At 40.3% G+C, this 25908-nt stretch carries 18 protein-coding genes and 1 pseudogene; 7 read left to right on the top strand and 12 right to left on the bottom strand.

Annotated features, from left to right (window positions below):
- Positions 1–29: 29 nt before the first annotated feature.
- The 5 genes from ACKTT2_RS13935 to bioA form a co-directional block, all read right to left on the bottom strand.
- Positions 30–269: a hypothetical protein gene (locus tag ACKTT2_RS13935; RefSeq protein WP_407887750.1), complete on the bottom strand. Its 240-nt coding sequence runs from the start codon at positions 267–269 to the stop codon at positions 30–32.
- 99 nt (positions 270–368) lie between these two features.
- Positions 369–1940, bottom strand: a complete 1572-nt coding sequence (locus tag ACKTT2_RS13930; RefSeq protein WP_407887749.1) for a rhomboid family intramembrane serine protease — start codon at positions 1938–1940, stop codon at positions 369–371.
- Between the two features lie 111 nt (positions 1941–2051).
- Positions 2052–3140, bottom strand: a complete 1089-nt coding sequence (locus ACKTT2_RS13925; protein WP_407887747.1) for an AI-2E family transporter — start codon at positions 3138–3140, stop codon at positions 2052–2054.
- Positions 3141–3455: 315 nt separating this feature from the next.
- Positions 3456–4892 carry a bifunctional orotidine-5'-phosphate decarboxylase/orotate phosphoribosyltransferase gene (locus tag ACKTT2_RS13920; RefSeq protein WP_407887745.1) on the bottom strand — a complete coding sequence of 479 codons (1437 nt, stop codon included), beginning with the start codon at positions 4890–4892 and terminating at the stop codon, positions 3456–3458.
- 72 nt (positions 4893–4964) lie between these two features.
- Positions 4965–6251 carry an adenosylmethionine--8-amino-7-oxononanoate transaminase gene (gene bioA, locus ACKTT2_RS13915; RefSeq protein WP_407887743.1) on the bottom strand — a complete coding sequence of 429 codons (1287 nt, stop codon included), beginning with the start codon at positions 6249–6251 and terminating at the stop codon, positions 4965–4967.
- A 561-nt stretch (positions 6252–6812) separates the two neighbouring features.
- Here bioA and ACKTT2_RS13910 point away from each other — a divergent pair.
- Positions 6813–9776 carry an HAD family hydrolase gene (locus tag ACKTT2_RS13910; protein ID WP_407887741.1) on the top strand — a complete coding sequence of 988 codons (2964 nt, stop codon included), beginning with the start codon at positions 6813–6815 and terminating at the stop codon, positions 9774–9776.
- Between the two features lie 538 nt (positions 9777–10314).
- On the opposite strand, the pseudogene ACKTT2_RS13905 reads toward ACKTT2_RS13910, so the two are convergent.
- The 5 genes and pseudogenes from ACKTT2_RS13905 to ACKTT2_RS13885 form a co-directional block, all read right to left on the bottom strand.
- Positions 10315–11043 (bottom strand): annotated as a pseudogene (locus ACKTT2_RS13905) (IS1634 family transposase); the annotation flags it as partial.
- Entirely contained in the window at positions 11004–11318 is a 315-nt protein-coding gene (locus tag ACKTT2_RS13900) for a hypothetical protein (protein ID WP_407887739.1), read from the bottom strand. The pseudogene ACKTT2_RS13905 and the gene ACKTT2_RS13900, both read right to left, overlap by 40 nt.
- A 33-nt stretch (positions 11319–11351) precedes the next feature.
- Complete coding sequence (locus ACKTT2_RS13895; RefSeq protein ID WP_407887737.1) at positions 11352–12074, bottom strand: molybdopterin-dependent oxidoreductase; 723 nt, start codon at positions 12072–12074, stop codon at positions 11352–11354.
- Between the two features lie 9 nt (positions 12075–12083).
- A complete protein-coding gene (locus ACKTT2_RS13890) occupies positions 12084–12692 on the bottom strand; it encodes a cytochrome b/b6 domain-containing protein (protein ID WP_407887735.1) in 609 nt (202 codons plus the stop codon).
- 196 nt (positions 12693–12888) lie between these two features.
- Positions 12889–14874 (bottom strand): PAS domain-containing protein, encoded by a 1986-nt coding sequence (locus ACKTT2_RS13885; RefSeq protein ID WP_407887733.1) that lies wholly within the window; start codon positions 14872–14874, stop codon positions 12889–12891.
- 518 nt (positions 14875–15392) lie between these two features.
- Here ACKTT2_RS13885 and ACKTT2_RS13880 point away from each other — a divergent pair.
- Positions 15393–17324: an AAA-like domain-containing protein gene (locus ACKTT2_RS13880; protein ID WP_407887731.1), complete on the top strand. Its 1932-nt coding sequence runs from the start codon at positions 15393–15395 to the stop codon at positions 17322–17324.
- Positions 17325–17522: 198 nt separating this feature from the next.
- Here the strand turns inward: ACKTT2_RS13880 and ACKTT2_RS13875 are convergent, their stop codons facing one another.
- A complete protein-coding gene (locus ACKTT2_RS13875) occupies positions 17523–18254 on the bottom strand; it encodes a carbonic anhydrase (protein WP_407887729.1) in 732 nt (243 codons plus the stop codon).
- A 318-nt stretch (positions 18255–18572) separates the two neighbouring features.
- Here ACKTT2_RS13875 and ACKTT2_RS13870 point away from each other — a divergent pair, with 318 nt between their 5' ends.
- From ACKTT2_RS13870 to ACKTT2_RS13855, 4 genes are all read left to right on the top strand, one after another.
- Complete coding sequence (locus ACKTT2_RS13870; RefSeq protein ID WP_407887727.1) at positions 18573–19790, top strand: HEAT repeat domain-containing protein; 1218 nt, start codon at positions 18573–18575, stop codon at positions 19788–19790.
- A gap of 233 nt (positions 19791–20023) precedes the next feature.
- The gene (locus tag ACKTT2_RS13865; protein ID WP_407887725.1) at positions 20024–20581 is read left to right on the top strand and encodes a hypothetical protein; all 558 of its coding nucleotides are present in this window, start codon (positions 20024–20026) and stop codon (positions 20579–20581) included.
- A gap of 92 nt (positions 20582–20673) precedes the next feature.
- On the top strand, positions 20674–20868 hold the full coding sequence (locus ACKTT2_RS13860; RefSeq protein ID WP_407887723.1) for a hypothetical protein: 195 nt from the start codon (positions 20674–20676) through the stop codon (positions 20866–20868).
- 29 nt (positions 20869–20897) lie between these two features.
- Complete coding sequence (locus ACKTT2_RS13855; RefSeq protein ID WP_407887721.1) at positions 20898–21440, top strand: DNA-binding protein; 543 nt, start codon at positions 20898–20900, stop codon at positions 21438–21440.
- A gap of 228 nt (positions 21441–21668) precedes the next feature.
- Here the strand turns inward: ACKTT2_RS13855 and ACKTT2_RS13850 are convergent, their stop codons facing one another.
- Positions 21669–23780 (bottom strand): ABC1 kinase family protein, encoded by a 2112-nt coding sequence (locus tag ACKTT2_RS13850; RefSeq protein ID WP_500691384.1) that lies wholly within the window; start codon positions 23778–23780, stop codon positions 21669–21671.
- Positions 23781–24107: 327 nt separating this feature from the next.
- On the opposite strand from ACKTT2_RS13850, the gene recN reads away from it, so the two are divergent.
- Complete coding sequence (recN, locus tag ACKTT2_RS13845; RefSeq protein WP_407887719.1) at positions 24108–25874, top strand: DNA repair protein RecN; 1767 nt, start codon at positions 24108–24110, stop codon at positions 25872–25874.
- Positions 25875–25908: the final 34 nt, after the last annotated feature.

The raw sequence follows: 25908 nt of genomic DNA, 5'->3' as shown, positions 1-25908 counted from the left end.
TTAGAAGCTCTTTTCTATGCAGCTTCATATTAAATTGGTATTACGCCAAATAAAATCGGTACACGAATTCTTTGCTCTTTAGCTTTACCTTCTTCAACTTGCATACCTACTTCTTTAAGGTATGGTCTCAGTACACTTAAGACTTCATTACTACTCAATTTACTGTTTTGAGAATCTATTTGCTCTTGAACTTGAACAAAACACTGTAAAATCTTTTCTACCTGGTAAGTTTTTTCAAAAGACTCTGGGAAAAAGTTATACTGAAGCATCTCTTAACTAACCAATCTTAGAGTTACATTTTTATAGTTCCCAGAAAAACTTCTAAAATAACAACTTACCGAGCTATCAATTATGTCTTGATGGAGCTGTTATTGTCTAACCCACCAGGTAGACTTCAAAAGCCAGCCTACCACAAACCCAACAATCAACCCAGACGTATGACCGACAAAACTAATCTGTGGTGTTGTTAAATCGAAGATGATTTGCAAAATAATCAGCGTGACAATTCCTCGCAAACTTCTAGCAGCAATGCGCGTTCTTTTCCTTTGCCAGTCAATTAATAAAATAGCAGCAAAAGCACCAACAAGCCCCATGATGCATCCAGAAGCACCAACCGCAAAATTAGTCTGAGAATAACCTTTAAGTGACATAAAGGTTACGGCTAGCATTGAACCGATCGCACTGGTAAAATATAACAGAATAAATCGAGGAAGTCCGAGCGCAAATTCTACCAAACGACCAAACAAAAAAAGACCTAACATATTAAGTGCAAGGTGCAAGAAACCATAGTGAAGAAAAGCAGCAGCGAATAAACGCCACCATTCTCCTGCGACAACTTCTTTAGGAACTAATGCGCCCAAATTATATAAGTTCTCAAGGTTAGTACTTCCTCCGAGCTTCACCTCAAGACCAAAAACCAGCAAATTTAAACTAATAATAAAGTAAGTGGCAAATGCTTTGCGCGGTTTAACGCCAATTCTACTGTTATATCTAGCTTCAGATTCCATTTCAGCACTGATTCTAGATAAAGTTTGTTTGCTTCTCTCAGTTAAAACTGTTTCAGCTTCAACAACAGGATTGGATAAACGTCTTGCGACTACTTTTTGGACGCGAAGATCGCTGCTATCGCTTATACTTAAAAATTGTTCGCGAGCGATTGTGTCTTTTCCAGCAGCTTGGTCAGCCGTCGCAAGCCAGAATATTTTAATAGTGTCAGAATAGTTGAAGAGAGAACCGCTCAGTAGTTTCGTGACTTGTTCTGTTTCACCGCAAAAAGCAAAGATAAACAAACGTGCTAGGTTTCGCGTTCTTATGTTAAGTATTTTCTCAAACGTGCGTTCGTAACGTTCCCAGGTCAATAGCATACCATTTAAGTTGCCTGTTTCTCCCAGCGCTCTTAAATAGGTGTTGAGTATATCGAAGTCCTTACGTAATGTTACGGGGGACATATCCTGTATCCATAACAATAGATCTTCCCAACGACCTTCTATCTGATACAGTGTTGCGATCGCGGATCGACCAGTGGGTGTTTGAGCGTTTTTGTGACGGTCGAGAATTGCACTCGCTTCATCTACATTCCCATTTTGTGCCAATTCTATAGCGCGTAACAGTTTTGGTCGTTCGCGCCAGCCATCAGCAGGGTGTAACAGTGCAATAAATTGAGCTAATTTGCTAGCTTGACCGAAACTTTGTTGGGCGCTGAGTTGGTCAACTTTTCTGTTACCGATGTTTGGTGCGACTATTAAGATCGCCCACAAACATCCACCAATCAAGCCTGCTGTAGCTGGTATGGCGTAAGTACTTACTGCTGTAATACCTAAGATCAGCACAGAAATTACAATCCAACCACGATTATTTTTTACAGAGATAAGTGCTGCATTTAGCATGGTGGAAACACATGACAGACACACTAACCAAATCAGCAGGTGATTGAGATCCATAAAATTTAGATAAATTGGGCAATCTTGTATTTTATGTTAGTTGTTAGTTGTTAGTTGTTGGTTCTCCACTAACCACTGTACGGGCGCAAGGCATTGCGCCCCTACTAACCATTAACAATCCTTTATTTCTAGCAGTTCTTTATTGTCGATCGCATTCTGAGAATAATCAGATACGGATGACCAACCGTTGACAGCATCTTTAATCACACCAGCTACGGGAACAGCAATTAATAACCCCAACACTCCACCAATATATGTTCCAATCAGCAAAGAAACTAAAACCCATATTGGTCTCAGCCCAGTAAAACTACCTAAAAGACGAGGTGCGATCGCTTGATCGATAATTTGGTCGATAATGACAGAAACACCTAAAACCCTCACAGCTAGCCAAAAGTTGTGCGATACTATTATGAGAGTGACTATAGCAAGACTTGCAACATCGCCAAAAGGAATTAAACTTAAAATCCCCACTCCCAAACCAAAGAGTAAAGCAAATTGAACGTTGAGAAGCAGAAACACTACAGTCAGTGAAAATCCCATCAACACACCCAACGCTATCTGACCGATTAAATAGTTTTGAAAATTTTGTTGAACAGATTGTTTTAATTGTTGACCAAAACTCAAAGGTAGCTTTTTAAATATTCCTTCCCAAATTCTTCCACCATCTAATAAAAGGTAGAAAGTTAATACTATAGTAATCAAAGCTTCAGAAATACTATCAATTGTTTCTAGAACTAATTTAAAGAGTTTATCCGTTAAATACTCTAATTCATCTGGTAAACGATTTGCTATTTGAGTAAATACTTGATTTAAATTCCAATTAAACCCATGACTAATAGTCCAGTTATTAAAAACTTCAAATTTTTGTTCGCTAGAATTAAGCCATTTAGGAAGCACTCTATCCATTTCATGAAATTGTTGTGATATAATCGGAAGTAGTGTTAACCCTAAAGCTAATAAAATAGTTAAAGTAACGATAAAAACTGATGCAACTGCATAATTACGTTTAATTCCTTGGTTTTCTAAAATAGAAACTGGGTAATTCAAAATAAAACTGAGTAAAGTTGCTAAGACTAGAGTTGTGACAATGGGTTGAAAATAATGAAAAAATCGAAATGCGAGCCATCCATTGAGAAAAAGTAAAGGAAATATAAGTGTCAGAATTAACAATTGTAGTAATTTATTAAGTGAAATAGTCATCTTGCTTTTAGTAAAATTTCTGAGATAGACAATGCCTAGTAATATTATTAGATATGTTAATATTACTGAAAAGTCTACCACCTTTAGTCATAAAATCTAAGAATATAGGACTATAAGTTGGTTTAAGAATTATACGTAGGGTGGGCAATGCCCATCAAAAGGGAATATCTTAATTTAGCAAATTACCTTTAAGGATTCCCAGAAAATTAAATTATTCCATATTGTGGAACGGGCGTCCTCGCCCGTTTTATATTTGTGGCGGGCGAGGACGCCCGCACCACGATACCCAAAACTATACTACAACTGACTACAACACTACTCCTCAGACTTCAAAGCTAAAAATTGCTCTCGATCTATACGTCCAGCTTTGTACAGAGTTTCTGTAATTTCTGATATTGTTAAAACTGCATAACCTCGATAACCATTTTCCTGTAACCTTTCCATAACGCCTTGTTCGTGATTGATAAAGACCACAATATCCTCAACATTTAAACCCACAGATTTTATTTTTTCTGCTCCTTCCATGACGCTTTTACCACTGATGAGAATATCATCAACAACTGCAATTGTCTCACCAGGATAAAACTCTCCCTCGATCGCGCGTCGAGTACCATGAGCTTTTACTTCTTTGCGAGGAAAAATCATGGGACATTGAAGACGCAAGGCTAAACCAGTTGCTGTAGGTAAAGAACCATAAGGTATACCTGCTACTCTATTAAATTTTAGAGTTCGTAGAATCTCCTCATATGCCTTAAGAACTCGCTCGAAAAGCTGAGGATTGGAAATGATTTTACGTAAATCGATGTAGTAAGGAAATACAGCACCTGAAGCTTGCACGTAGTTGCCAAACATAATACAGCCGATATCATAAAGTTGCAAAATCAAATCTTGCAAGGGATGTTGATTGAGCAAAGAAAGATCGGGTAACCAGACAGCACAACTCGAAGCATCAAAGTTAATTTCAGTTTTTGCTCGATTGACTTCTTCTTGTAGAGACTGAACTTGCTCGGATAAATCTTCTCGCGATAACATATCTTGGGATACGGGAATTAATAAACCATCCCCATTTCTGTTTAAACCTGCTGCTAAAATTTGATTAATCTTGTTCCCTTCTGCCCAAATACTACGAGTCATAATAATACGTTCGGGAGCCTCAAAGCGAATTCTTGCTATGACATCAGGCTTTGTTGTTCCCACTTCCAAACCCAATTGTTCTTGTATTCCCCAATTTCTTGACTCTCTAACTATTTGTAAATAAAAAGGTGTATCATCTGTAGGATAATGCTGTAATTTCTGAGCAGCAGGATTGGAAGTACAGCATAAAATAAAAACGGCTTTATCTGAATACACTAAAAACGGCGCAACATGGTCTTGTCCTGCATAAGAACTTAAAGTGATAGCATCAACATTCCATTCTGTAAACACAGTACGGGCAAAGAGAGTACTCGTGTTTAAGTCGCTGTGTTTGGCATCTAAAATAATGGGAATATGGGAAGGGATAGCTGCTAGAGTTTTATGTAGCAGTTCTAAACCCGGAATACCTAAAGCTTCATAAAAGCCGAGCGTCGGTTTATAGGCGCAAACTTTATCGGCTGTTTTGGAAATGACGAATTGCAACCAATCCCACAAACAAGGTATGATGTCTTGGGCTTCGTATCCAGCAGGCATCATCTCTGGGTTGGGGTCTAGTCCTACAAATAGTAAACTTTGATTTTGTGCAATTGCTCCATTTAATTTATCAAAAAAGTTCATAGATTTTTTTTAAAGCTTTCACATACGTATAATTCTATAACGTATAGTTGGGTACAAATTACGAATTACGAATTACGAATTACGAATTGGAGCGAAGCGACTTGATACCCACTCTTTCATAACTGTGATAATTCGTCGCAAGTCGTCCTCACCAATGATGTATGGAGGCATAGTGTACAGCCATTTGCTGTACGGGCGAAGCCACACTCCCCGATCTAGAGCAAATTCCTTGAATCCTATGAGATTCGACGGACATTCAAACTCCAGCACTCCTATGGCTCCAAGTACTCGTGCGTCGCAAAGCGATGGTCCCTCCAATCCCTGGATCTCTTCTTTGAGCACTTGCTCAATAGCTTTGACTTTACTAAGGTAGTTTTCGGTTTCGATAAGGTTGATACTTGCCAACGCCACAGCGCAGGCGACAGCATTTCCCATGAAAGTTGGCCCATGCATGAAAGCGAGTTCCGGATCGTCACCGAGGAAGGACTCGTAGACTTGGCTTGTAGCGATAGTCGCCGATAGTCCGAAGTATCCCCCAGTCAGTGCTTTACCAAGCACCATGATATCCGGGGTGACATTGGCAAGCTCTGCTGCAAATAAGGCTCCTGTTCGCCCGAAACCCGTTGCTACCTCGTCGAATATGAGTAGCACCCCATGCTCATCACACAGTTTCCGGGCGTGGAATAAATACTCGGGGGGATAGAAGCGAAAGCCACCCGCTCCTTGAAATACCGGCTCGAGAATTACAGCAGCAATCTGGTTCTTGTTTGATTCGAGAAGCTCGGCGAGTTGACAAAGCGATGTTTGGCATTCGTGAGATTCTATGTTAACCCCGCCCGGTGCATCAACAAAATATTGGGGGAGTATGACCCCTTTAAACAATCGGTGCATCCCCTCGTCGTCGTCACTCACCGACATTGCTCCTGTCGTGTCGCCGTGATACCCCCGACGGAGCGCTACAAAACGACTTTTCTGGGGAACCCCTTTGTTGCGCCAGAACTGAATTGCCATCTTTAGCGCAACCTCTACCCCTACTGAGCCGCTATCACCAAAGAACACATGATTGAGCCGCTCGGGGGTAATCCTGACTAACGTCTCGGCGAGATGAATAGCTGCATCGTTAACTAGACCCCCGAGCATAACGTGAGCGAATTTTGCAAGCTGCTCCTGAACCGCCTGATTGAGGACGGGGTGATTGTACCCGTGAATAACGCACCACCACGAAGAGATGCCGTCAATGAGCACCGTGCCATCATCAAGATAGAGTTTGACCCCTTCCGCTCGAACGACTCGATATGGGGGCGGAACGGTCTTCATTTGTGCGTAAGGAAGCCAGAGCGAATGAACTTGTGCAGTCATTGGGGCTTATATTCGAGTTATTAACGTACTACTTTATTACAATTCCCACTTCCGTGAGGTACATTGAAGAAATAATTAACCGCACCCTGTAGCAGATGGACGCAGATAAATTTGTACCTCGGTAGACGAACGCTATATCACAGTTCACTGCGATTTAACTTTACTTGGTAGCAAGACGAGATTTATATCAGAAGGAAGTAGCTTAAATTTGTAAATTGCCCTCACTCTAGAAGAGTGGGGCTACACAAATAAAGCCTAATACCATTTCACTGAATCTTTGAGACAAATGCGATCCCCCCAACCCCCCTTATAAAGCTACGGTGTAAACACAAGTTGCATTTACCCCCCTTAATCCCCCCTTATAAAGGGGGAAACTGAATTTCTAGTTCCCTCCCCTTTATAAGGGGAGGGTTAGGGTGGGGTAAAAACAACGTTAAAACCTCAATTTGTCGGCTATTTCAAACTTGTGTATACACCGTAGCCTTAAAAAGGGGGGCTATGCGTAAGTCATAGTGGAAACAGAAATTCAATTAACAACAACTACTTGAGGCTTTGTTACAAATGATAAAGAATTTTGAAGAAGAACTTACTTATCAGTATCGAGATCGTTATCGGTTGGAAAATATTCAAGAGAATCTTGACCTTGTAAAAAATGGTACGCCAGATTCACGCATTAAAGCGTTAGAAACAATAGAACGGATTCTTTTGCGGATTCACGATACCTATGCCATCGCTTGGGATTTTGGTGGTGTCCTGATGGATGGACATAATAAACTTTTTATTGAACTGTATGCACGTTCAAAGGGAGTTGATTTAAGCAGAGAAAAATTAACTCAACTTTGGCAGATTATCTTTAAAAGCGCTCCTATTCCTGGGGAGAATTATGATGCCCTAAAGATCGGTCAGGCGACTCCTGAAGAATTTGCCTCTCACGCGATCGCGCATTTTAATACTGCATTTACCACAGTAGGAAAAGACAAGATTGAGATTACCAATTCAGAAATTCGCAATTTTCTAACTCTCTACTACAGTCATTACGACCCCAAGCATGAAAATGGTGAGATATTGCAGAGCCTCAAGCAATTAGGAATTCGCCAGTATGGGTTAACCAATAATTTCATGGCAAAAATTGAATATTTCTTATCTCAGCAAGAATTCGATTATTTACAAGGAGTTATTCCGATTGTATCAGAGAAATTTGGTGTTAGTAAACCCAGTCCTCAAATATATTTATTGTTTAAACAGCACGTTTTTATTGATAGGTTTGCTAAGGAAATCTTACAAGTAGACTTACCAGATAGCGCTATCTCTCAGTTGTGGCAAGCTGTATTTCAAATCGATGCCAAATTTTATAGTTTTGTAGAGACACAACACACTAATTTAGAACTAAGTCAATCCGCAATTCTTGCCTGCGATCGCATATTAAAAGAACTTGGTTATGCGAACATAGATGTGACTTTAGTCGCCGAACGATGGTTAGATTTTTGGACGAATAACTACGAGCAGATTGGAGAGCAAACGATTTTTGTAGATGATAAAGTTAAAAATTTAAATCAAGCTTTTAAGTGTGAAGGAATACTGGGAGTTCATTATGATGCAAACAAAGGGCAAACGTTAGCCGCTCAACCCGTTTTGAGAGAATTATTAAAGCAGGAACAACTCAAGCAAGTCATCCGAATATTACGGGAACTCACGGTAGTTGACAATTCCTTGGGGAGACGAGCCTCTCTTGCTCTCAAAAAGCTAATGCCATTTCGCATTCGCCACGAAAAACTGAATTGGCTCTCTCGTGTTAAAAAACATCATTCAATTGTTGATGCAGTATCAGACGAGCAAATTTATGCGCTACTCGAGCAACATTACGAACAGCTTTATACAGCGTATTTTCAGTTAGGTCAATTGGTGAGTTATCAGTATGCTCTTATTCATCGAATCGTCGCCTCACCGGAATATACTTATGATGAAGCTCGTCAGATTGTATTGCAACTCTTCGAGGCGTCCAATTTGTTTCTTGACCGGAACCGCGACCTTAGTCCCGATCGGGAGACTACAATATCAGGAGACATTGCATCTAATTTAGATGATGTACCGGACACAGAATCTATTCTCAAGAAAAAGTTACTGCCAGAGATTAAACGCAAAATTGTTGAGTACATTGATGTATTGGATGTGTCGCATCAGCCCATCATTCGAGCTCTGATGAAACTGTTGCAAACTCAAATAGATGACCTACCAACACTCAAGCAATTCATGGAGCAGTTACTGCAACAGCTAACTGTTTTGAAATCAATTCGATTGGTATCGTGGCAACATATCGAACAATTGTTTAAAAACCTAAGGGAGATGCTGAACTTGGGTTTGGAACCATCATCACGTCAATTAGATGAGTGGTATCAGCAGTTAGAAGAAGACGCTCAGCAGACACCAATGGACTTAGTACCACTGCAACAAATGATTGCGGAATGGGAACAGGAGATTCATCAGTTAGAGAGTACCTATTTTCAGCAGTATTATCAGTGGAACACTCTCAACGATCGCGTGAAAATTGCCTTATATCAAGATGCTATATTAGACGGGGTGCGCGAGCAATTTCTACCGGAGAATCTTTATCAATTTATTCAGAGTCTGATGCTGCGTGTATACGATTTGCCTCGCTGGAAAGACCTGACTAAGCCGACAATTATTTTGGTCAGTGGCTCATCTGGTTCGGGCAAATCAACACTTTCGACACAGGTAGCTCGGCTCTTTGGCATACAAAAAGTATTTTCTACTGACGAAGCGGGACGAGCCAATACCAAAGCAATTTTAGATTTTCTCTTTGGTCAGGAAGAGGCGGCTGAAGCTTTTCCTGCTTTATACCAATCTTCGTTTGAGGGAAACATCCAGTCATATTACTGTCAATCGATTCTCAGCACGATCGGGGTGGAAGGATTGGTAAAACGATTGCACAAACAAAATACATCAGCGTTAATTGAAGGCGTAGGGTTGTTACCGGGGTTAATATCAGAGCCAATCTTTGAACTCCTCAATATAGATTGGCTCATTATGCAGGTCGATCCGCAACAGCATTGGCAGCATTTTGCCCTTCGATCGCGATCGGCGACGCAACGAGATGCCGATCGATATCGAGCTAATTTCGATATGATTCGCACAATCCACGACCAAATCGTCATGATGGGGAGAGCGCATGGATTAACGATTGTGGAAAATACTGAACCGATTCAACAGATGATAGACATGGCGATCGAACGGATTAAAGGTCCCAATTCTGACCAATTTTTTGAAGTGAACGATTCGATCCGAGACGAAATGAACGAACTTTTAGCCACGCAACGACAGCATTTGCCAGTGAAAATTCACTTTGATGTTAAACGTGCAGCAATGAATTTGGGTATTGAAGAAGATACAATTACCACCCTTTTGTATCGTTTTGGATTTCAAGCAGCACCTTCCCGACGTCATCAGTGGATTCGACAACCTTCACGCGACGTGCAACTTATTCAGGAATTACCTTCCTCTAGTTGAACCTTTAAAAGAATCTAGGGGCAGATACACAAAGACAATAGCTAATTTTATAGCGATAAAGAATCTTTAAACTCTAAATATAGCTATCTTTAATTATCTTTAATAGGTTTTGAAAGAGTTTTAAGGGTTTCATATTTGCGAATGGCATTGTTCATGGAATTGATTTGTGAAGCATGAAATGATGGAGGCATTAAGCTATGAATTATAGCCCCCATTCCGCACCCCAACTGTCACAAACGGTAATTACTGAGTAAAATCTCTAAAAAAAGAATAAAACTATACTGTTTTTCTCATAAAAACAGGTGAGAAAGTGTGAAAACTGGGACATGAGACATCCAAGCTATTCTCAATTATTAGCAATAAGATGGCAACAGATTTTTTGTCGTCATTGATAGATAAATTTCTATATTTTATTGAATAATTTATGATTTTACTAATGTATAAGGCTCAAAAAAAATCATTAGACATAACTATTTAAAGCTATTTTCTAGAAAAAAATAGCTCATTGGTGGAGAAATTATATATTTTTAAAATACAATTATGTAACTATTCGATAATAACGCTGGCAGTTCTCTGGTAATAGATTTAGAATAAAGTTTCTCTCTTGATTCCAATTTGAAACTTGTTTCTCTTCATGAAAAGTCACGAGATGAATTGATTGAAAACATTGAAATATCCACCTTAAAGTGGGATTATCTATGGATTTCCCTAACTGATTCTTAACAGTTAATTGTGACTCATATAAAGCCAGCCGTATTTGTCGCTGCGCTAACTTATAGACTAACAAGCATAAACCCATAATCATTACCAATGCTTCGATTCTTTCCGGTCTTTTAAGATAAACGCTATTTGCAAAAAACGATAGGTCTTTGAGAAAAGCAAATCCTCTCTCGCATGATTGCTGCGCTTTATAATGATAAATCATGGTACTATTGCCAAGCTGACTTGATTCTAAAACGTTTGTCGCAATGATAAATCTCCCAGCGCTAAGAGAATCCTGATTAATTTTATTTTCATCCTTCATGATTGTTGCTGATATTTGATAAACATCTGATGGGATTTCTGTTCCTTGTGCTTTTGGTGTTATTACAGTCACTTTATATTTCTCAATTTGATGATATTTGAACTTTTGGGAAAGTTTTGATAATACTTTAACCGCATCAGCTTCACAGGCAAATTTTTCCGCAGCTAACTTCTTTAATTCGCTGCGAGCTTTTTCTTCAGCTTTCAGAATTTTTTGTGAGAGTTTTCGTAAATCAACCTCTCTATCAGATAGCTTAATATATTCAATTGAGAATACCCAGAGGCTTTTTCTAAAGTTTCTAGAATCTCAGACATCCGCAAAGCGTAAGACCGAATATTAGGATTCAGAGGTAGGGTAATATCAAATTCTTCACCTGAGTCTGTTATCTTATACCAAACTGATTCTGAATTGCCGAATTGTTTCTCTTGATTCCATCCGTTTTTTTGAAGGTAGGTTATTAATTGCTGTGGATCTAAATTAGAGAGAATTTTAGGGTCGCGCACGGTTACTATCATCATATTCTTTCTCCAGAGGCGGTACGTTGCATCAGATTACAGTCCTGCAAACCATTCATAACCTTGGTCTTCCCAATATCCCTTAAAAAGCGATAACTGACTAACCAGTGTAACTTGAGTTACCCACTTACTCTGCTTGTATCCAAGTTTCACTGGAGAAGCCAAACGTAAAGGCGCACCATTCTCCACTGGTAATGTTTCACCATTCTTTTGATAAGCTAACAAAGTTTGAGGATGTGAGGCTGAAGCAATATCCCAACTTGAATAGTAGCCATCGGCTGATTTAAAGTAAACATACTTAACATTTGACTGAGGTTGAGCAAGAGCAATAATCTCTTGCAAACGCACACCCGCCCATTGTACGATCGCAGCCCAACCTTCTACACAAACATGGCGAATAATCATAGATGTCAAAGGCAAAGCTTGAATGTCAGCCATGCTCAGATTGAGGGGATTTTTTACCTCACCATCAACAATTAAACGGTATTTTGCCTGGTCAATGATTGGATTATACCTAAAGCTATTCACTAACAATGCTTCTGGTTGAATTTCGCTAATAGAAAATTCTGGAACAGGCTTTTGTGGATTCAATAGTAAGGCTTCCACCTTTTGATTCAGGGGTTCGGAAAGTTTTCCGACAACATCTTCAAATAAAGGAGTTCCGCATCCGCCCAATAGAAAACCAATACTAGAAATTCCTGAAACATTGAGAAATTGACGGCGCGTTAATTGAGGATGATTTACGCGAATTATATTCATAATAGTGAGTTAGTAGTTTCTCCAAAACATAGATTCAGTTAATTCTGTACCTCCAGCTTCGCGTCCTAATAACCAGTGAGTTATCGAGAACAAAATAACTATTGGTACGGAGGAAAAATGTACGATTCTCAAAGCTTGCCAACTTCCAAATATATCTACAATCCAATAGAATTGAGCTGGTTTATACATTCCTATTCCCGTAAATATAGCTAAAAGCAAGATAGGAATTATAAATGTATAAACAATACGATGAAAAGCATAAATTAACCGTTTAGAATTTTTACTTTTTTGTAGTGCTTTCAAGTCCTTCGTTCCTACGAACCGATGTCGCCACCGCCGTGTAGCTAAAACATAAATTCCATACCACAGTAAATTCAACGAAAATAACCACATAGCAGCAAAATGCCAATGTCTACCGCCTGCTAGCCAACCTCCCAGTGTAAATATAGGAGGAACATGCCAACCAGCCCGCCCGCCAAATACGGGATTGGCATTATAAATTTGCAATCCACTGGTAAGCATAATAAACAAGCTAATGATATTAACCCAATGAAAAATTTTGGCTCCTATTGCTTGAGTTGGTAGCTTTCGAGGTTTAAACGGAGTGGTTGGTGTCATGTAGTGTAGGGATTGGGGATTGGCGATTGGGGATTTGGTAATATTGGGCTGTTCAGATCTCCGACTTCTTTAAGAAGTCGGGGAGCTTATCAACATAAATATCATACTAAAGAAAAGGAGCGGGTTTATACCCCACTCCCATATGCTCTCTTGCTACCAAACTTGAATATTTTGAGTGCGAACTTAGTAACTAAGTCTAAAAACTAGTACTCTGTATAATGTCAGCATAAGTTGCAACTCTATGATTTAATTCTATCGCAAATTCTGTTCCTTTACCAAATTGAGAGTAACACTTTATTTTTCCTTGATGTTTCTCCACTATAATTTGTTGGCTAATTGATAGCCCTAGTCCTCTTGCATTTCCTTCCGCTCTGGTTGTAAAGAATAGTTCAAAAATATGCTTTTTTAAATGAGGAAGAATCCCTTGACCGTTATCAGAGATACGGATAACAATTTTATGTTGCTTTGATAATTGACTGCTACGTTTACCTACTAATGATAAATGACTGTTAATGACTTCTGTGCGAATCCAAATCTTAGGAATAAAGGAATTATCTTGCTGTATCTTTTCTTCTAATGCATCAATAGCATTATTGAATATATTTATAAATACCTGATTTAGCTCGCTTACATAACAATTTACAAGTGGTAATTCCCCAAACTCTTTAATTACTTGTATTCGAGGTCTATTGGGCTGTTCTTTTAAACGGTGCTGTAAAATTTTCAGAGCGCAATCCAACCCTGTATGTATGTCAGCCTTGACCATGCGCTCGTCTTCATCTTGGGAAAAACTCCACAAGGCAAAGGCAATGTCTTTTATGCGTTCGGAACTTGCTCGCATTGACCATAGCAATTTTAAAAAATCTGTTTTCACAAAGTTCAAGTCAAAGCGTTGAAGTTGTGAGGCTAATTCTGTTTTGGATTTAGGATAACTTTGTTGATACAATTCTAGCAGATGAATTAAGTCTTCTGCATATTCACTGGCAGGATGTAGGGAAGCATTTATAAAGTTAATGGGATTGTAAATCTCACCAACTACATCTACTACTAGTTTACCAAGGTTAGTCATTTTTTCGTTTTGCAATAACTTCCCTCGGAAATTTCTCAAATCTTCTTGGGTATCCTCTAGTTGCTGTGCTGTTTTCTGTTCTCGGGCTTCGACAATAACTCTTGAAGCTATTTCTTGTTGGACTTGTTCGATTAACTGGCATTGCTGAATTGCGATCGCAATCTCAACACTGACTTGTCTTAAAGTTTCTAGCTCCTCTTCCTGCCAATAACGGTTATTTGAACGATCGTAAACCATAAGCAAGCCCCATAATTTGCTTTGGCAACAGCAGTTGAGAATTCCATTTTTCTGATTGGTGACTTGTAAGTGAGAACTTGGAATTGGGGATATTGTATTTTGGTAATCTTCTAACTTTAGAGAGATAGGAAAAACTAAACTGGCTTTAGTTTGAAGTTTCTCTAGATAAATATATCGATCGCGATCGTTAACCGACTCAACAGCCATCATATTGTTTTCATCCCCAGGAAAACGATAAATGACTGTACGGTCTACTTGTAAAAACTGCTGTACGAGATTGGCTATTGTCTCAAGTATTGGCTGTAGCTGAGAACCAGAATAAATACATTTGCGAATGCCATTCAGCAAACTTTCCCGTTTTCTCATCTGTTGCAATGCTTGCTCTTGACATTTTTGCCTGGTGATATCTTGGTGGGTTCCCACCATTTGCACTGGCTGACCGGATCGATCCCACTGAAAGACTCTTCCTCGGTCAAAAATCCACTTCCACTCTCCGGATTTAGCTAACATTCTAAATTCGACTTCGTAGACTGGTATGCGCCCGTCTAAATAATCATCTAATACCGCCATCACCCTTGGAAAGTCCTCTGGGTGTACGAGTCTCTCAAAGGATGTGTGATGATTCTCGATTTCTTCTACTTCGTACCCTAAAATGTGTTTCCATTGAGGGTCGTAGTAGATCTTGTCAGTCACTAAATTCCAGTCCCACAGACCCAAACCAGTTGCGACTAATGCTGTTTGCAAACTAGCGTGCGAACGTTGGCAAAGTTCTGTGAAAGCCTGGTGTGTATCTTGCTCTTGCTCTGCTAACGCTTTGGCGCTTCCTGTTGAAAGTAGAGCTTCCCTATGATGAGTAGCCGATCCTTCTGTATACATAGCTGCTGGTTCGATAAGGAAAATAGCTTAGCTTATAGCTCAATGGCTGCTTTAGCACCTTGATGGTATATGCATAGAAAGTGCTGTTATATTTCTAAATGGTTACTTCCCCTATAACTGACATTCGAGATACGTTAATCCCTGTAAACAATTTCGATGGAAGTTAAGAAAAGGTCAACAGAATAATGTAACCTGTCCTTTGGTCACAAATACCGTCGTCAAAAAAAAATTGGCTACATTTTATCCTGCTACTCTTTCAAAATGGCAGAATACTAAGTATATAAAATCACAAACAAAGCGTTTAAGATTTAGTATGGAAGAGTTTAAAAAAGCTACACTCTAGTCTAGACAAAGAACTCATAATTTTATAAAATTGTCAATATTTTTTTGTAGCTTTTTTACGATCGCCTTACTCAATTCTACAAAACGGAGGCTACATTTGAATCAACCACTTACCGATTAAACTTTTACAAGAAAAAATTGAGGAAATTACACACACAAGTCGGGTCTGAGGACTAATGACTATAGATGAAATCGTATTACTACTGAAGGCAAACGCTCCGAACTCGTTAACTCCACTCCAAGAAATGGTGTTACGTTCTTCATGGGAAGGAAAAACTTATACAAGTATAGCAGTTGAAGCGCATTACGGAGAAGAGAGAGTTAGAAAAGTTGCTTCTAATTTATGGCAAGTTTTGAGTGATTTTTGGAAAGAGCCAATCGGCAAATCCAACTTCCGTCAAATTTTAGAACCTCGCCGTTTAAGCAGAACGCAACAACAACTGCTCCGGGAATTCAATCGTAAAGATGAAGTCACATCCCTAGAATTTCCTAGTGGTCCGGTATCACTGAACTCTAAATTTTATGTTTCTCGTTCGCCAATTGAAGAATTGGCTTACGCGGGAATAGCAGAACCAGGAAGTGTTACTTGCATCAAAGCCCCTAAGAATATGGGGAAAAGTTCCCTAATTCTACGGATTCTTGCTCATGCATCAAGTCTTAGCTACAGCACAGTTCATTTAGACTTTCAGCAGGCGGATAGGGCAGTTTTTACTAATCTCGACCGATTTTTGCGCTGGTTTTGTGCCAATGTTAGCCGGGAGTTGGGTTTGGAACCGAGACTCAACGATTATTGGGATGAGGATATGGGCAGTAAAATCTGTTGTTCTCTCTATTTCCAATACTATTTACTTCCATCTCTCAACAGTCCTCTGGTTCTAGTGTTTAATGAAGTCGATTGGCTGTTTGAATATCCAGTCATTGCTGAAGATTTTCTTCCTTTACTCCGTTCTTGGTACGAACAAGCCAAATTGGTGGAGGTTTGGCAAAAACTTCGTCTTGTTCTGGCTTACTCAGTAGAATTCCTGTTACCTCTCAACATGACTCATTCTCCATTTAATATCGGTTTGCCAATCAAGTTAACGGAATTTTCAAAAGAACAAGTACAGGATTTAGCACAACGTCACGGATTGGATTGGTTTCACGCTTCTGATGCTGACAAACTGATGGCAATGGTAGGGGGACATCCTTATTTGGTAAGGTTGGCTTTGTATCACCTTGTCAGTAAGGGCGGAACGGAACGCACTTTAGGGCAATTATTGCAACAAGCACCCACGGAAGCAGGAATTTATAATGAGTATCTCAGGCAATGTTTGTTGGTTTTGCGGGAGAAACCAGAATTAGGAGATGCTTTCCGAGAGGTGGTTTCTGCTGTAAGTCCCCTACAAATGGAACTATCTGTAGCATATAAGTTGTATGCTATGGGGTTAGTGAGTGTAGAGGGCGATCGCTGTACTCCATCATGCGAGCTATACCGCTTGTATTTTAGGGAGCAACTCAACACTAACAGCGATCGCGACCCCCGTTTGCAAGAATTGGAAAAAGAAAACCAACAGTTACGAGTTCTCTCTGGTTTAGACGAACTGACTCAATTGGTAAGCCGTCGTTCTTTTAATACCTACCTTCAAATAGAGTGGCAAAAAGCTTTGAGCAAACGCGCTCCTCTATCATTGATTTTGTGCGATATTGATTACTTTAAAATTTATAATAAGACTTACGGAATTACTGCAGGTGATGACTGTTTGCGTCAAATTTCTCGTGTTATTAATAAGTGTGTAAAACAGTCTTTTCAAAGTGAAGGTTTAAATAGCGATCGCAATTCAGCTTTAGTTGCTCGTTATGGAGGTGAGGAATTTGTGATTCTCATCCAAACCGATGCAGCCAATGCTTTACACGTTGCTGAAGATATTCGCGAGGAAGTGAAAGCACTAGGAATTCCTTGCGATTATCCTAATATTGGCGGACTTCCTGCTGATGTTTTAACTGTTAGTTTGGGTGTTGCAAGCTTGATTCCAGAAGCTCAAACCGATCCTCATAATTTGTTGGTGACTGCAGAAAGAGCACTGATGCAAGCAAAGAGAAGGGGACGCGATCGGGTTGTTTTTAATTAATTTACCCCACCCTTGGGAATTTTGGATTACACATAAGTATATAGTTATTTTTACCCCACCCTAGCCCTCCCCTTGGAAAGGGGAGGGAACTGTATTTTCTGTTTCCCCCCAGGAAAGGAGAGGGAACTGTATTTTCTGTTTCCCTCCTTTCCAAGGGGGGATTAAGGGGGGTAAAGCGGTCTATTTGCAAGTTCAAAATCAACTCAACAAAGTCACCTTACCACTAGCTAAATCATAACGACCAGCAGCGATTTTCAATTTACCTTCTTTAATCAAACCTCTTAAAATTGTTGAACTTTCTGCCAATTTTTCTGCCTGATATTGGACATTAGAAATGATAGAGTTTTCTTCCAGACTGCCAGTTTTATTTCTTACCTTTTCCACAGCTGGTTTAATTTCTTCCACAAAAACGCCAATTCTTCCAGGCAATGGATCGCCTTTAACAGCTGCTACAACTGCACCACATCTAGCATGCCCTAAAACTACAATGAGTGGTGCGCCTAACACAGCTGTAGCAAATTCTAAGCTACCGATCGCAGTTTGACTTGCAACATTACCAGCAACTCTGACAACAAATAGATCGCCCAATCCTTGATCGAAAACAATTTCCGCCGGAACTCTCGAGTCTGCACACCCAAGTATTGCAGCAAAGGGGTATTGAGCGACAGCCGTTTCTTGCAATCGTAGTTTTGATTGGTTAGGATTAACACGCTTACCTTCAACAAATCTATTATTACCTTCAATTAATCTTGTTAAAGCTGCTTGAGGGTTAACTGGTCGAGGTTTTTCTACAGGTGTAGTTTTTTGAGCAACAGCAGGTTCTTGTTGTAAGAGTATACTACTAACAGCACTAGCACCAATACCAATGCTACCTACACCTGCTAACTTTAACAAATTCCGTCGTCCAACAAATCCATTAATCTTGCTCATGATATACCTCACGTCAAACAGCAAAATTTAACTCAGTTGCTATGAAAAAACTCACAAACATATACTCTAAAGTGTTATTAATCGAATCTAGATAACATCTTTAGAGAAATAAGTAGTTTAAGAATTATGGCAAGCCACTGAATATTAATCTTTGTTATTCCTTGGAATATATCAAAATTATGTATAACATTTGAAGAAATAGACCATTTGATAAAACTATGTATACAAAAGCTTCTAACTTATGATTGTTTTTCAAGACTTACGATGAGGTATGAAACGATACAGAATCATGTATTTGCAAAGCGATCGTAATCCAAAGTGAGCGTTAACAAATTATGCTTAACAGCCGCCGCAAAACTGGCAAGCCTTCCCCCTTTATCCTTCAAAACTGGCAAGCCTTCCCCCTTTATCCTTTATTTTTTAGTCTTTATCTTGACTTTATTCTTCTCCCTCTCTTGGGTAAATGCAGAAGAATCCAAAAAACCGAAGCTACAACCTTGGCAGATTGACGGCATTATGGCTGCGCTTGATGATGGTCATGATAAGGTAAGGGAATACGCACTGAGTAAATTAGCAGAGTACGACCAAAATTCCTTGGGCAATAAACGAGAAGGTATCGTAGAGAAAGCCGCCGACATCCTCAAGGATGAAAAGGCATCCGCCAACGTTCGTGGCGAAGCGGCGAGTGCATTGGCGAACTTGGGTTCATCGACTGCCAAATACATTCCCGACATCCTCAACTTCCTCAAGGATGAAAAGATATCCGCCAACGTTCGTGGCGAAGCGGCGAGTGCATTGGCGAACTTGGGTACATCGACTGCCAAATACATTCCCGACATCCTCAACTTCCTCAAGGATGAAAAGGTAGACGCCAACGTTCGTGGCAATGCGGCTATTGCATTGGGGAACTTCGGAACATCGGGTGCCAAATACATTCCCGACCTCGTAAACATCCTCAAGGATGAAAAGATATCCGCCAACGTTCGTTACAATGCGGCGAGTGGATTGGGGAACTTGGGTACATCAGCAGCCAAATACATTCCCGACCTCGTAAACATCCTCAAGGATGAAAAGGTATCCGCCACCGTTCGTGGAGAAGTGGCGAGTGGATTGGGGAACTTGGGTACATCGGATGCCAAATACATTCCCGACCTCGTAAACATCCTCAAGGATGAAAAGGTATCCGCCATCGTTCGTAGCAATGCGGCGAGTGGATTGGGGAAGTTGGGTACATCGGATGCCAAATACATTCCCGACATCCTCAACTTCCTCAAGGATGAAAAGGTAGACGCCACCGTTCGTTACAGTGCGGCAAGTGCATTGGGGAAGTTGGGTACATCGGATACCAAATACATTCCCGACATCCTCAACTTCCTCAAGGATGAAAAGGTAGACGCCACCGTTCGTGGCAATGCGGCAAGTGCATTGGGGAACTTGGGTACATCGGGTGCCAAATACATTCCCGACATCCTCAACTTCAGTTTCTTGGTAGAGTCAAGGGTGGTGAAGTCTCTGTCAGCTTTCTTCAGCAATTAAATATTAAGTTAAACATTGACAATCCCGATCGCGAACGGCGTTTAAATAATGATAGCTTCCGAATAGCATTTCTCAAAACCATAGAAGAACTTCGCAAATCCAATTTTCAAGGCGTCTGCTTTCTCATAGATGGAGCCGAGTTTATTGTACGTCAAAATTGGGTAAGTGATGCTTGGTCTTACCTACGAGGATTAAAAGATACAGACACAGCCATCAAACCTTTTTTAGAGCTTTTGCTATCAGGCTATCGAGATTTGAAAGAATATCAACAACGAGTCGGTTCTCCCCTGTTAAACATAGCAGAAATTGAATGGTTGACTTCCTTAAGTGAAGAACAAGCCAAAATATTGATAAGCGATCGCGCAGAACAAGAACAGATTTCTTTAACTGAAGAAAGAATAAATTCTATTATAGAATGGTCGGGATGCCATCCTTATTTAATACAACAAGCACTAAACATTATTTTTGATTGCGATCTCCAAAAAGAATCGCGTACTAATTTTATAGACAAATTATTACAGCACCACGATAACGATTTTTCCGGGTGGTGGAATGCAGAAGAATATTCTGGTTGCTTTGGAGAAACCGAAAGAAAAGTTTATTGTGCCTTAGTTCAAAACCGAAAAGGAAGTTCTAAAACTTTATCACAGTGTACTAGTTTAAGTCGCATCAAAGTGACAGATGCTTTAGAAGTGATTGCTGGGACTGGTGTGATTCAACAGCTAGATGAAGAGTATTATGAAATTGGCTCTCGATTGTTTGAAGAATGGGTTGCACAGCAAGTTATGTAGAAACCTATTCACCAGCTTGTTGTTTCAATAAATTGACCAAAGTATCGGATAACCACAACCCAGCGTCACGCAAAGCTTGAATACCAGGAGATATGCTAGGGATCAATCTTGAAGAAGGTGGCTCTCATGCTTGGGGGAAAATGTACTGCCCCTACAACGATTCTGAATGTAGATGTGGGGAATTTTGCATTACCAGTATTTGGAGCACTCCTAAAAACCCTACTAACCATGCAAAACAGATTCGTCGAGTAGTAGATAAGTGTATTTATCAACAAGAAGAAGACTAATGACTACTTTTAGGAGAGGGTAAGGTCAAATGCGAGAATACGAATTTACTTTAAAATTCAGACTCCCAGATCCTACGATTGATACTGGTATGTACGTCGATATCCTCTATGAATCAGGCTGTGATGACGCCATTATTGGCACTGGAATCAAAGGGTTTATTGCGCTTGATTTTATCCGTGAAGCACCATCAGCGTATGATGCAATGTCGAGCGCAATAAAAGATGTAAGAAAAGCTATCCCACAAGCGGAGGTTGTCGAGGCTTCACCCGATTTTGTTGGTGTAACTGATGTAGCAAACCTCCTGGGATGCTCTCGACAAAATATTCAAAAGTTACTATCGAAAAGCATTTCAAACCGCCCCCCTGCTGTCTACGGAGGGGCGCAATCTGTTTGGCATCTCTTTGAGCTTCTTATATGGTTAATTGAACATAAGGGCTATCATGTTGATGAATCTTTGGTAGAAGTTGCTAAAACCACTAGGAGTTTAAATCTCGTCCAACAATCTGAAATGCTCGATCCTGAGATACAAAAAAAATTTCAGGAACTTGTTTTTATCAATAGAAATATCTAAAAAATCTACTGTTTCCTTTTACTGTTTGTAAGGTTCTATGAATTGAAGAAATACAGAAAACTCTGATGGCAAGTCTTAGAGGATGTTTGAACAGTAGTTGGCTGTCATTTGAATCACATTATTACCCCCCTTAGTCCCCCCGATGTATTGGGGGGAAAGAATAGAAATCTAGTTCCCTCCCCAATGCATCGGGGAGGGCTAGGGTGGGGTAAATTTGAGAACCGGTACTCACACATTAGCAGGTGGTAAAGACAACCGATTTGGTTGAACAACAACACCATCTTCACCAGTATCAACTTCTGCTGGTACTTCCGACGCCAACAATTGCCGAATTAAACGTGCGATCGCTTTTTGTGCGAGTTGGTTAGCTATTTGTTGTCCCAAACGCTGCACTCCAGGATTAAATAACATCTGAGCGAGTTGAGGTGCAAGTTGTGTAGCATCAAATCCACGAGTTTCTTGTAGAATATTTAAGATCCGTTTGATATGATCCAAAGTTTGTTGTTGCTCAATTGTAGCGCTAGGTGTTTCATTAATTGCTGCAATCCCTACTCTTTCTCGTAGCAAATATGTAAAGTTATGCAGAACATTGGTAGTTGCTGCATTCAACCCTTTGAGAATTTCATCAACTAACTTGTCACGAATAAAAGCACCACGTTCCGAAGACAAAAAGTCTATGCCCTGATTCAGAACCAAGTTGAAATCATAATCGTCATTATTACGAGCATTTCGTAATAAGTTTTCTAACCGATTCCAACGAAATCTACCTTCTTTAAATAATAAATCTCGCAAAGATGCTCTTAATGCTGGTGCTGGGTCAGTTAATAACCGTTTAGCAACATAGGGATATGCTTCGCTAAGAACTTTGAAATTAGGATCTATATAGATAGCAATTCCTTCCAAAGTCACCAAAGAACGAATAATTAAAGCGTAGTAAGGCGGTACGCGGAAGGGATATTCGTACATCAAATTTGAAAGGTCATCGGTGATACTTTTGATGTTTAACTGAGCTACGCTAGCTCCTTGAGCTTCAGCAAAAACTTTAGCAAAAGCTGGTACAATCGGTGCTAAATTAGTATCTGGTGACAGGAAATCCAACTTGACGTAATCTTGAGCTAAAGCTTCAAAATCCCGATTGACAACGTGAACGATCGCTTCGAGCAAACCATAGCGCTGTTGTGGTTGAATTTCGCTCATCATTCCAAAATCTAGATAAGCCAATTTGCCATCTAGAGTTGCCAACAAATTTCCTGGATGCGGATCGGCGTGGAAAAATCCATGTTCGAGTAACTGGCGCAACGAACATTGTACGCCCACTTCGATTAAGTAGCGAGCATCGATTCCATGTGCGCGAATTTCTTCGGTTTGAGTTAATTTAATCCCATTAATCCACTCCATCGTTAAAACACGACGATTCGTATATTCCCAATATATTTTAGGAACATAAACGTCTTTTAAATGACCATAAAGTTGAAAAAATCTCTCCGCATTTTCTCCTTCATGAATATAGTCCATTTCCTCAAAAATGCGAGTCCCTAATTCATCAAGAATTCCTGCAAGATCGCTGCGTACCCGTTTAACTTTTTTTTGCCCCCATACAGCTAATTTGCGGAGAATATATAAGTCAATAGTTATGCTTTCTCGTAAGTCTGGACGTTGAACTTTAACAGCAACTTCTTCACCTGTATGCAATCTACCCTTGTAAACTTGACCCAAAGAAGCTGCTGCTATAGGCTCGCTAGAGAGAACGGGGTAAATTTCTTCTGGAGGTAAACCGAGTTCTTCTTCAATAAATTTATAAGCAATTTCATTAGGAAAAGCTGGTAGTTTGTCCTGCAATTGAGTCAGTTCTTCGAGATAAATAGGAGGAACTAAATCTGGTCTAGTGGATAAAGCTTGCCCAATTTTAATATATGCGGGTCCCAATTTTGTTAGCAATTCTCGCAGTCGAATTGCTTGTCTTCGGTCATTTTTGACAACAATTCCTCGTTTGCTACTCCACCACAATCCAAAAACAAATGATAAGGTTGGTGCTAGAACTGCAAGTACCCGCCGCAATACCCGTAAGGGTGTCTGTTGATAGTAAGCAGCAATTTCTCTGGCGTTGTAGCGTATTTCTTCTGATTCGCGTTTCCTAGTCAAAACCATGCGATCGCCCTTATATGGTAAGCTCTCCTCACTAACCACTACCACATCTTTTAAGTCTGGTTGTGTAACAGACAGTTCTTTTTGAGTATTTTTACTTAATTGTTTATTGTTAACAGATACTTCTATTACCGAGATAGTCTTAGAAGGGTCTTTGTTTGGTTGGGAATCATAGGAAACAGTCTTGGCATTCATGGGCTTACCACTATAATCAGATTATATTTGTTAACTGTTGTAACAATATGTTACGTAATCACTCAGTTATCATTTACCAGTAAGCCAGTTACCGGTCACTGGTCACTGGTCACTGGTCACTGGTCACTGGTCACTGGTCACTGGTCACTGATAAAAAAAGTCTATCCTCAACCACCAATCTTTGTGAAAGTCAAATTAAACTAGGTTAGGTACACTCAAGGGGTTTTTGTTCAATGGGATTGGGTATAGCCGATCGCTTACAGGTCATTCTCAGTTTCTCTTGAATTGGAAATATCCGGCGTCTGTCCTCACGGAGAATTTAACTAGATGTTGCTCTCTCTGCGAATAGAAAACTTTGCTCTCATTGACCAACTGGAATTGGATTTTGGCGCTGGACTCAACGTATTGACAGGTGAAACTGGCGCTGGCAAATCCATCATCCTAGATGCGATTGATGCTGTCCTCGGTGGCAAAGTCTCTAGCCGTGTCATTCGTACTGGCACAAATCGGTCAATGGTAGAAGCTACTTTTACCTCTAACTCTGCATTAGCCGCTTGGCTAAGCGAACAGGAGATAGACTTAATTGATGAAAACTCCATCATTCTTAGTAGAGAAATTACTGAAACCGCAAGTAATATTCGCAGTCGTTCGCGGGTTAATGGAGTGTTGGTAAATCGGCAAGTCATGGGAGGATTGCGCGATCGCCTTGTAGAAATCACGGCGCAAGGTCAAACTGTACAAGTGGGACAATCTGCCCAAGTTCGGGATTGGTTGGATGTTTATGGCGGTCACTCCTTAGTGCAGCAGCGCCAACTTGTTGCAGTCGCTTTTGGTACATATCAACAAGCTCATCTCATGCTGGAAAAACGCCGGACATCAGAACGAGAGCGGCTACAGCAGTTAGACCTGTTGACGTATCAAGTACAAGAATTAAAAGCAGCTAACTTGAGTGAGCCTGACGAATTCGACAAGCTTTTACAAGAGCGGGAACGCCTGAGCCATGTGGTAGAACTACAGCAAATGAGTTACAAAGTCTATCAAGCTTTGTACCAGAATGACAATGAAGCTCCCGCAGCCGCCGACCTTCTTGGAGACAGTGAGGTCACATTAACCAATATGGTTGAATACGATACTCAACTGCAACCCCTCTTAGACATGGTTAGAGATGCTCAAGCAACCTTAGCAGAAGTTGGACGACAAGTAAATGCCTATGGAGAAGGATTAGAAGCAGACCCGCAACGCTTGGAAGAAGTAGAAGAGCGAATTCGAGAGTTAAAACAAGTTTGTCGAAAGTACGGTCCCACCTTAGCAGAAGCCATAGCTTTTTACCAACGCATTCATGAAGAATTATCTCAGCTTAATAATAGCGAACAATCTATAGAAAGTCTGGAAAAGCAAGAAAGAGAATGCCTGTCAAAACTGACTGAAGCTTGTCAGGAATTAACTCAATTGCGACAGAATGCTGCATCTACTTTAGAAGCAGAACTTATCAAAGAATTAAAGCCATTGGCAATGGATAAGGTAAAGTTCCAAGTAGAAATTGTTCCAGTTATGCCAACAGTAGCAGGAGCAGATAAAATCACCTTTTTGTTTAGCCCCAACCCAGGAGAACCATTACAACCTTTAACAGAAATTGCCTCTGGTGGTGAAATGAGCCGCTTTTTGTTAGCACTGAAAGCTTGTTTTTCCCAAGCTGATGCAGCAGCAACATTAGTCTTTGATGAAATTGATGTTGGGGTTTCCGGACGGGTAGCCCAAGCAATTGCTGAAAAGTTACACCAACTCGGTCAATTCCATCAAGTTTTGTGTGTCACGCACCAGCCCCTTGTAGCAGCAATGGCAGATCGTCATTTTCGAGTGGCTAAACAAGTGATTAATACAGATAAAGGTCAAAAAGCAACCAACGGACACTCAGAACAGCGTACCGTTGTACGAGTCACTGCTTTGAACAACATAAACAAGCGGCGAGAAGAACTCGCACAACTTGCAGGTGGGAAGTCCGCCCAAGAAGCGATCGCATTTGCAGACTCTCTGTTAACTCAAGCCGCCAATCACCAAACAAAATCAAAAGTTAAAAGGGGGAAGGTTTCGTAGGGGCGCAATGCATTGCGCCCGTACACGGTCACTG

This window comes from Scytonema hankhaensis NUACC26, assembly GCF_045865695.1.
In the GTDB taxonomy this organism is placed as follows: domain Bacteria; phylum Cyanobacteriota; class Cyanobacteriia; order Cyanobacteriales; family Nostocaceae; genus Scytonema.
The sequence above is the reverse complement of the archived record's forward strand: the minus strand, read 5'-3'. Positions and strand labels throughout refer to the sequence as shown.

Excerpts from the sequence above, each read along its gene's own strand:
- ACKTT2_RS13860 (WP_407887723.1), top strand. The coding sequence starts at position 20,674 with ATGCTAGGGATCAATCTTGAAGAAGGTGGCTCTCATGCTTGGGGGAAA.
- ACKTT2_RS13910 (WP_407887741.1), top strand. The coding sequence starts at position 6,813 with ATGATAAAGAATTTTGAAGAAGAACTTACTTATCAGTATCGAGATCGT.
- bioA (WP_407887743.1), bottom strand. The coding sequence starts at position 6,251 with ATGACTGCACAAGTTCATTCGCTCTGGCTTCCTTACGCACAAATGAAG.
- ACKTT2_RS13895 (WP_407887737.1), bottom strand. The coding sequence starts at position 12,074 with ATGAATATAATTCGCGTAAATCATCCTCAATTAACGCGCCGTCAATTT.
- ACKTT2_RS13850 (WP_500691384.1), bottom strand. The coding sequence starts at position 23,780 with ATGAATGCCAAGACTGTTTCCTATGATTCCCAACCAAACAAAGACCCT.
- ACKTT2_RS13935 (WP_407887750.1), bottom strand. The coding sequence starts at position 269 with ATGCTTCAGTATAACTTTTTCCCAGAGTCTTTTGAAAAAACTTACCAG.
- ACKTT2_RS13880 (WP_407887731.1), top strand. The coding sequence starts at position 15,393 with ATGACTATAGATGAAATCGTATTACTACTGAAGGCAAACGCTCCGAAC.
- ACKTT2_RS13875 (WP_407887729.1), bottom strand. The coding sequence starts at position 18,254 with ATGAGCAAGATTAATGGATTTGTTGGACGACGGAATTTGTTAAAGTTA.
- ACKTT2_RS13930 (WP_407887749.1), bottom strand. The coding sequence starts at position 1,940 with ATGGATCTCAATCACCTGCTGATTTGGTTAGTGTGTCTGTCATGTGTT.
- ACKTT2_RS13900 (WP_407887739.1), bottom strand. The coding sequence starts at position 11,318 with ATGATGATAGTAACCGTGCGCGACCCTAAAATTCTCTCTAATTTAGAT.
- ACKTT2_RS13890 (WP_407887735.1), bottom strand. The coding sequence starts at position 12,692 with ATGACACCAACCACTCCGTTTAAACCTCGAAAGCTACCAACTCAAGCA.
- ACKTT2_RS13885 (WP_407887733.1), bottom strand. The coding sequence starts at position 14,874 with ATGTATACAGAAGGATCGGCTACTCATCATAGGGAAGCTCTACTTTCA.
- ACKTT2_RS13925 (WP_407887747.1), bottom strand. The coding sequence starts at position 3,140 with ATGACTATTTCACTTAATAAATTACTACAATTGTTAATTCTGACACTT.
- ACKTT2_RS13920 (WP_407887745.1), bottom strand. The coding sequence starts at position 4,892 with ATGAACTTTTTTGATAAATTAAATGGAGCAATTGCACAAAATCAAAGT.
- recN (WP_407887719.1), top strand. The coding sequence starts at position 24,108 with ATGTTGCTCTCTCTGCGAATAGAAAACTTTGCTCTCATTGACCAACTG.
- ACKTT2_RS13855 (WP_407887721.1), top strand. The coding sequence starts at position 20,898 with ATGCGAGAATACGAATTTACTTTAAAATTCAGACTCCCAGATCCTACG.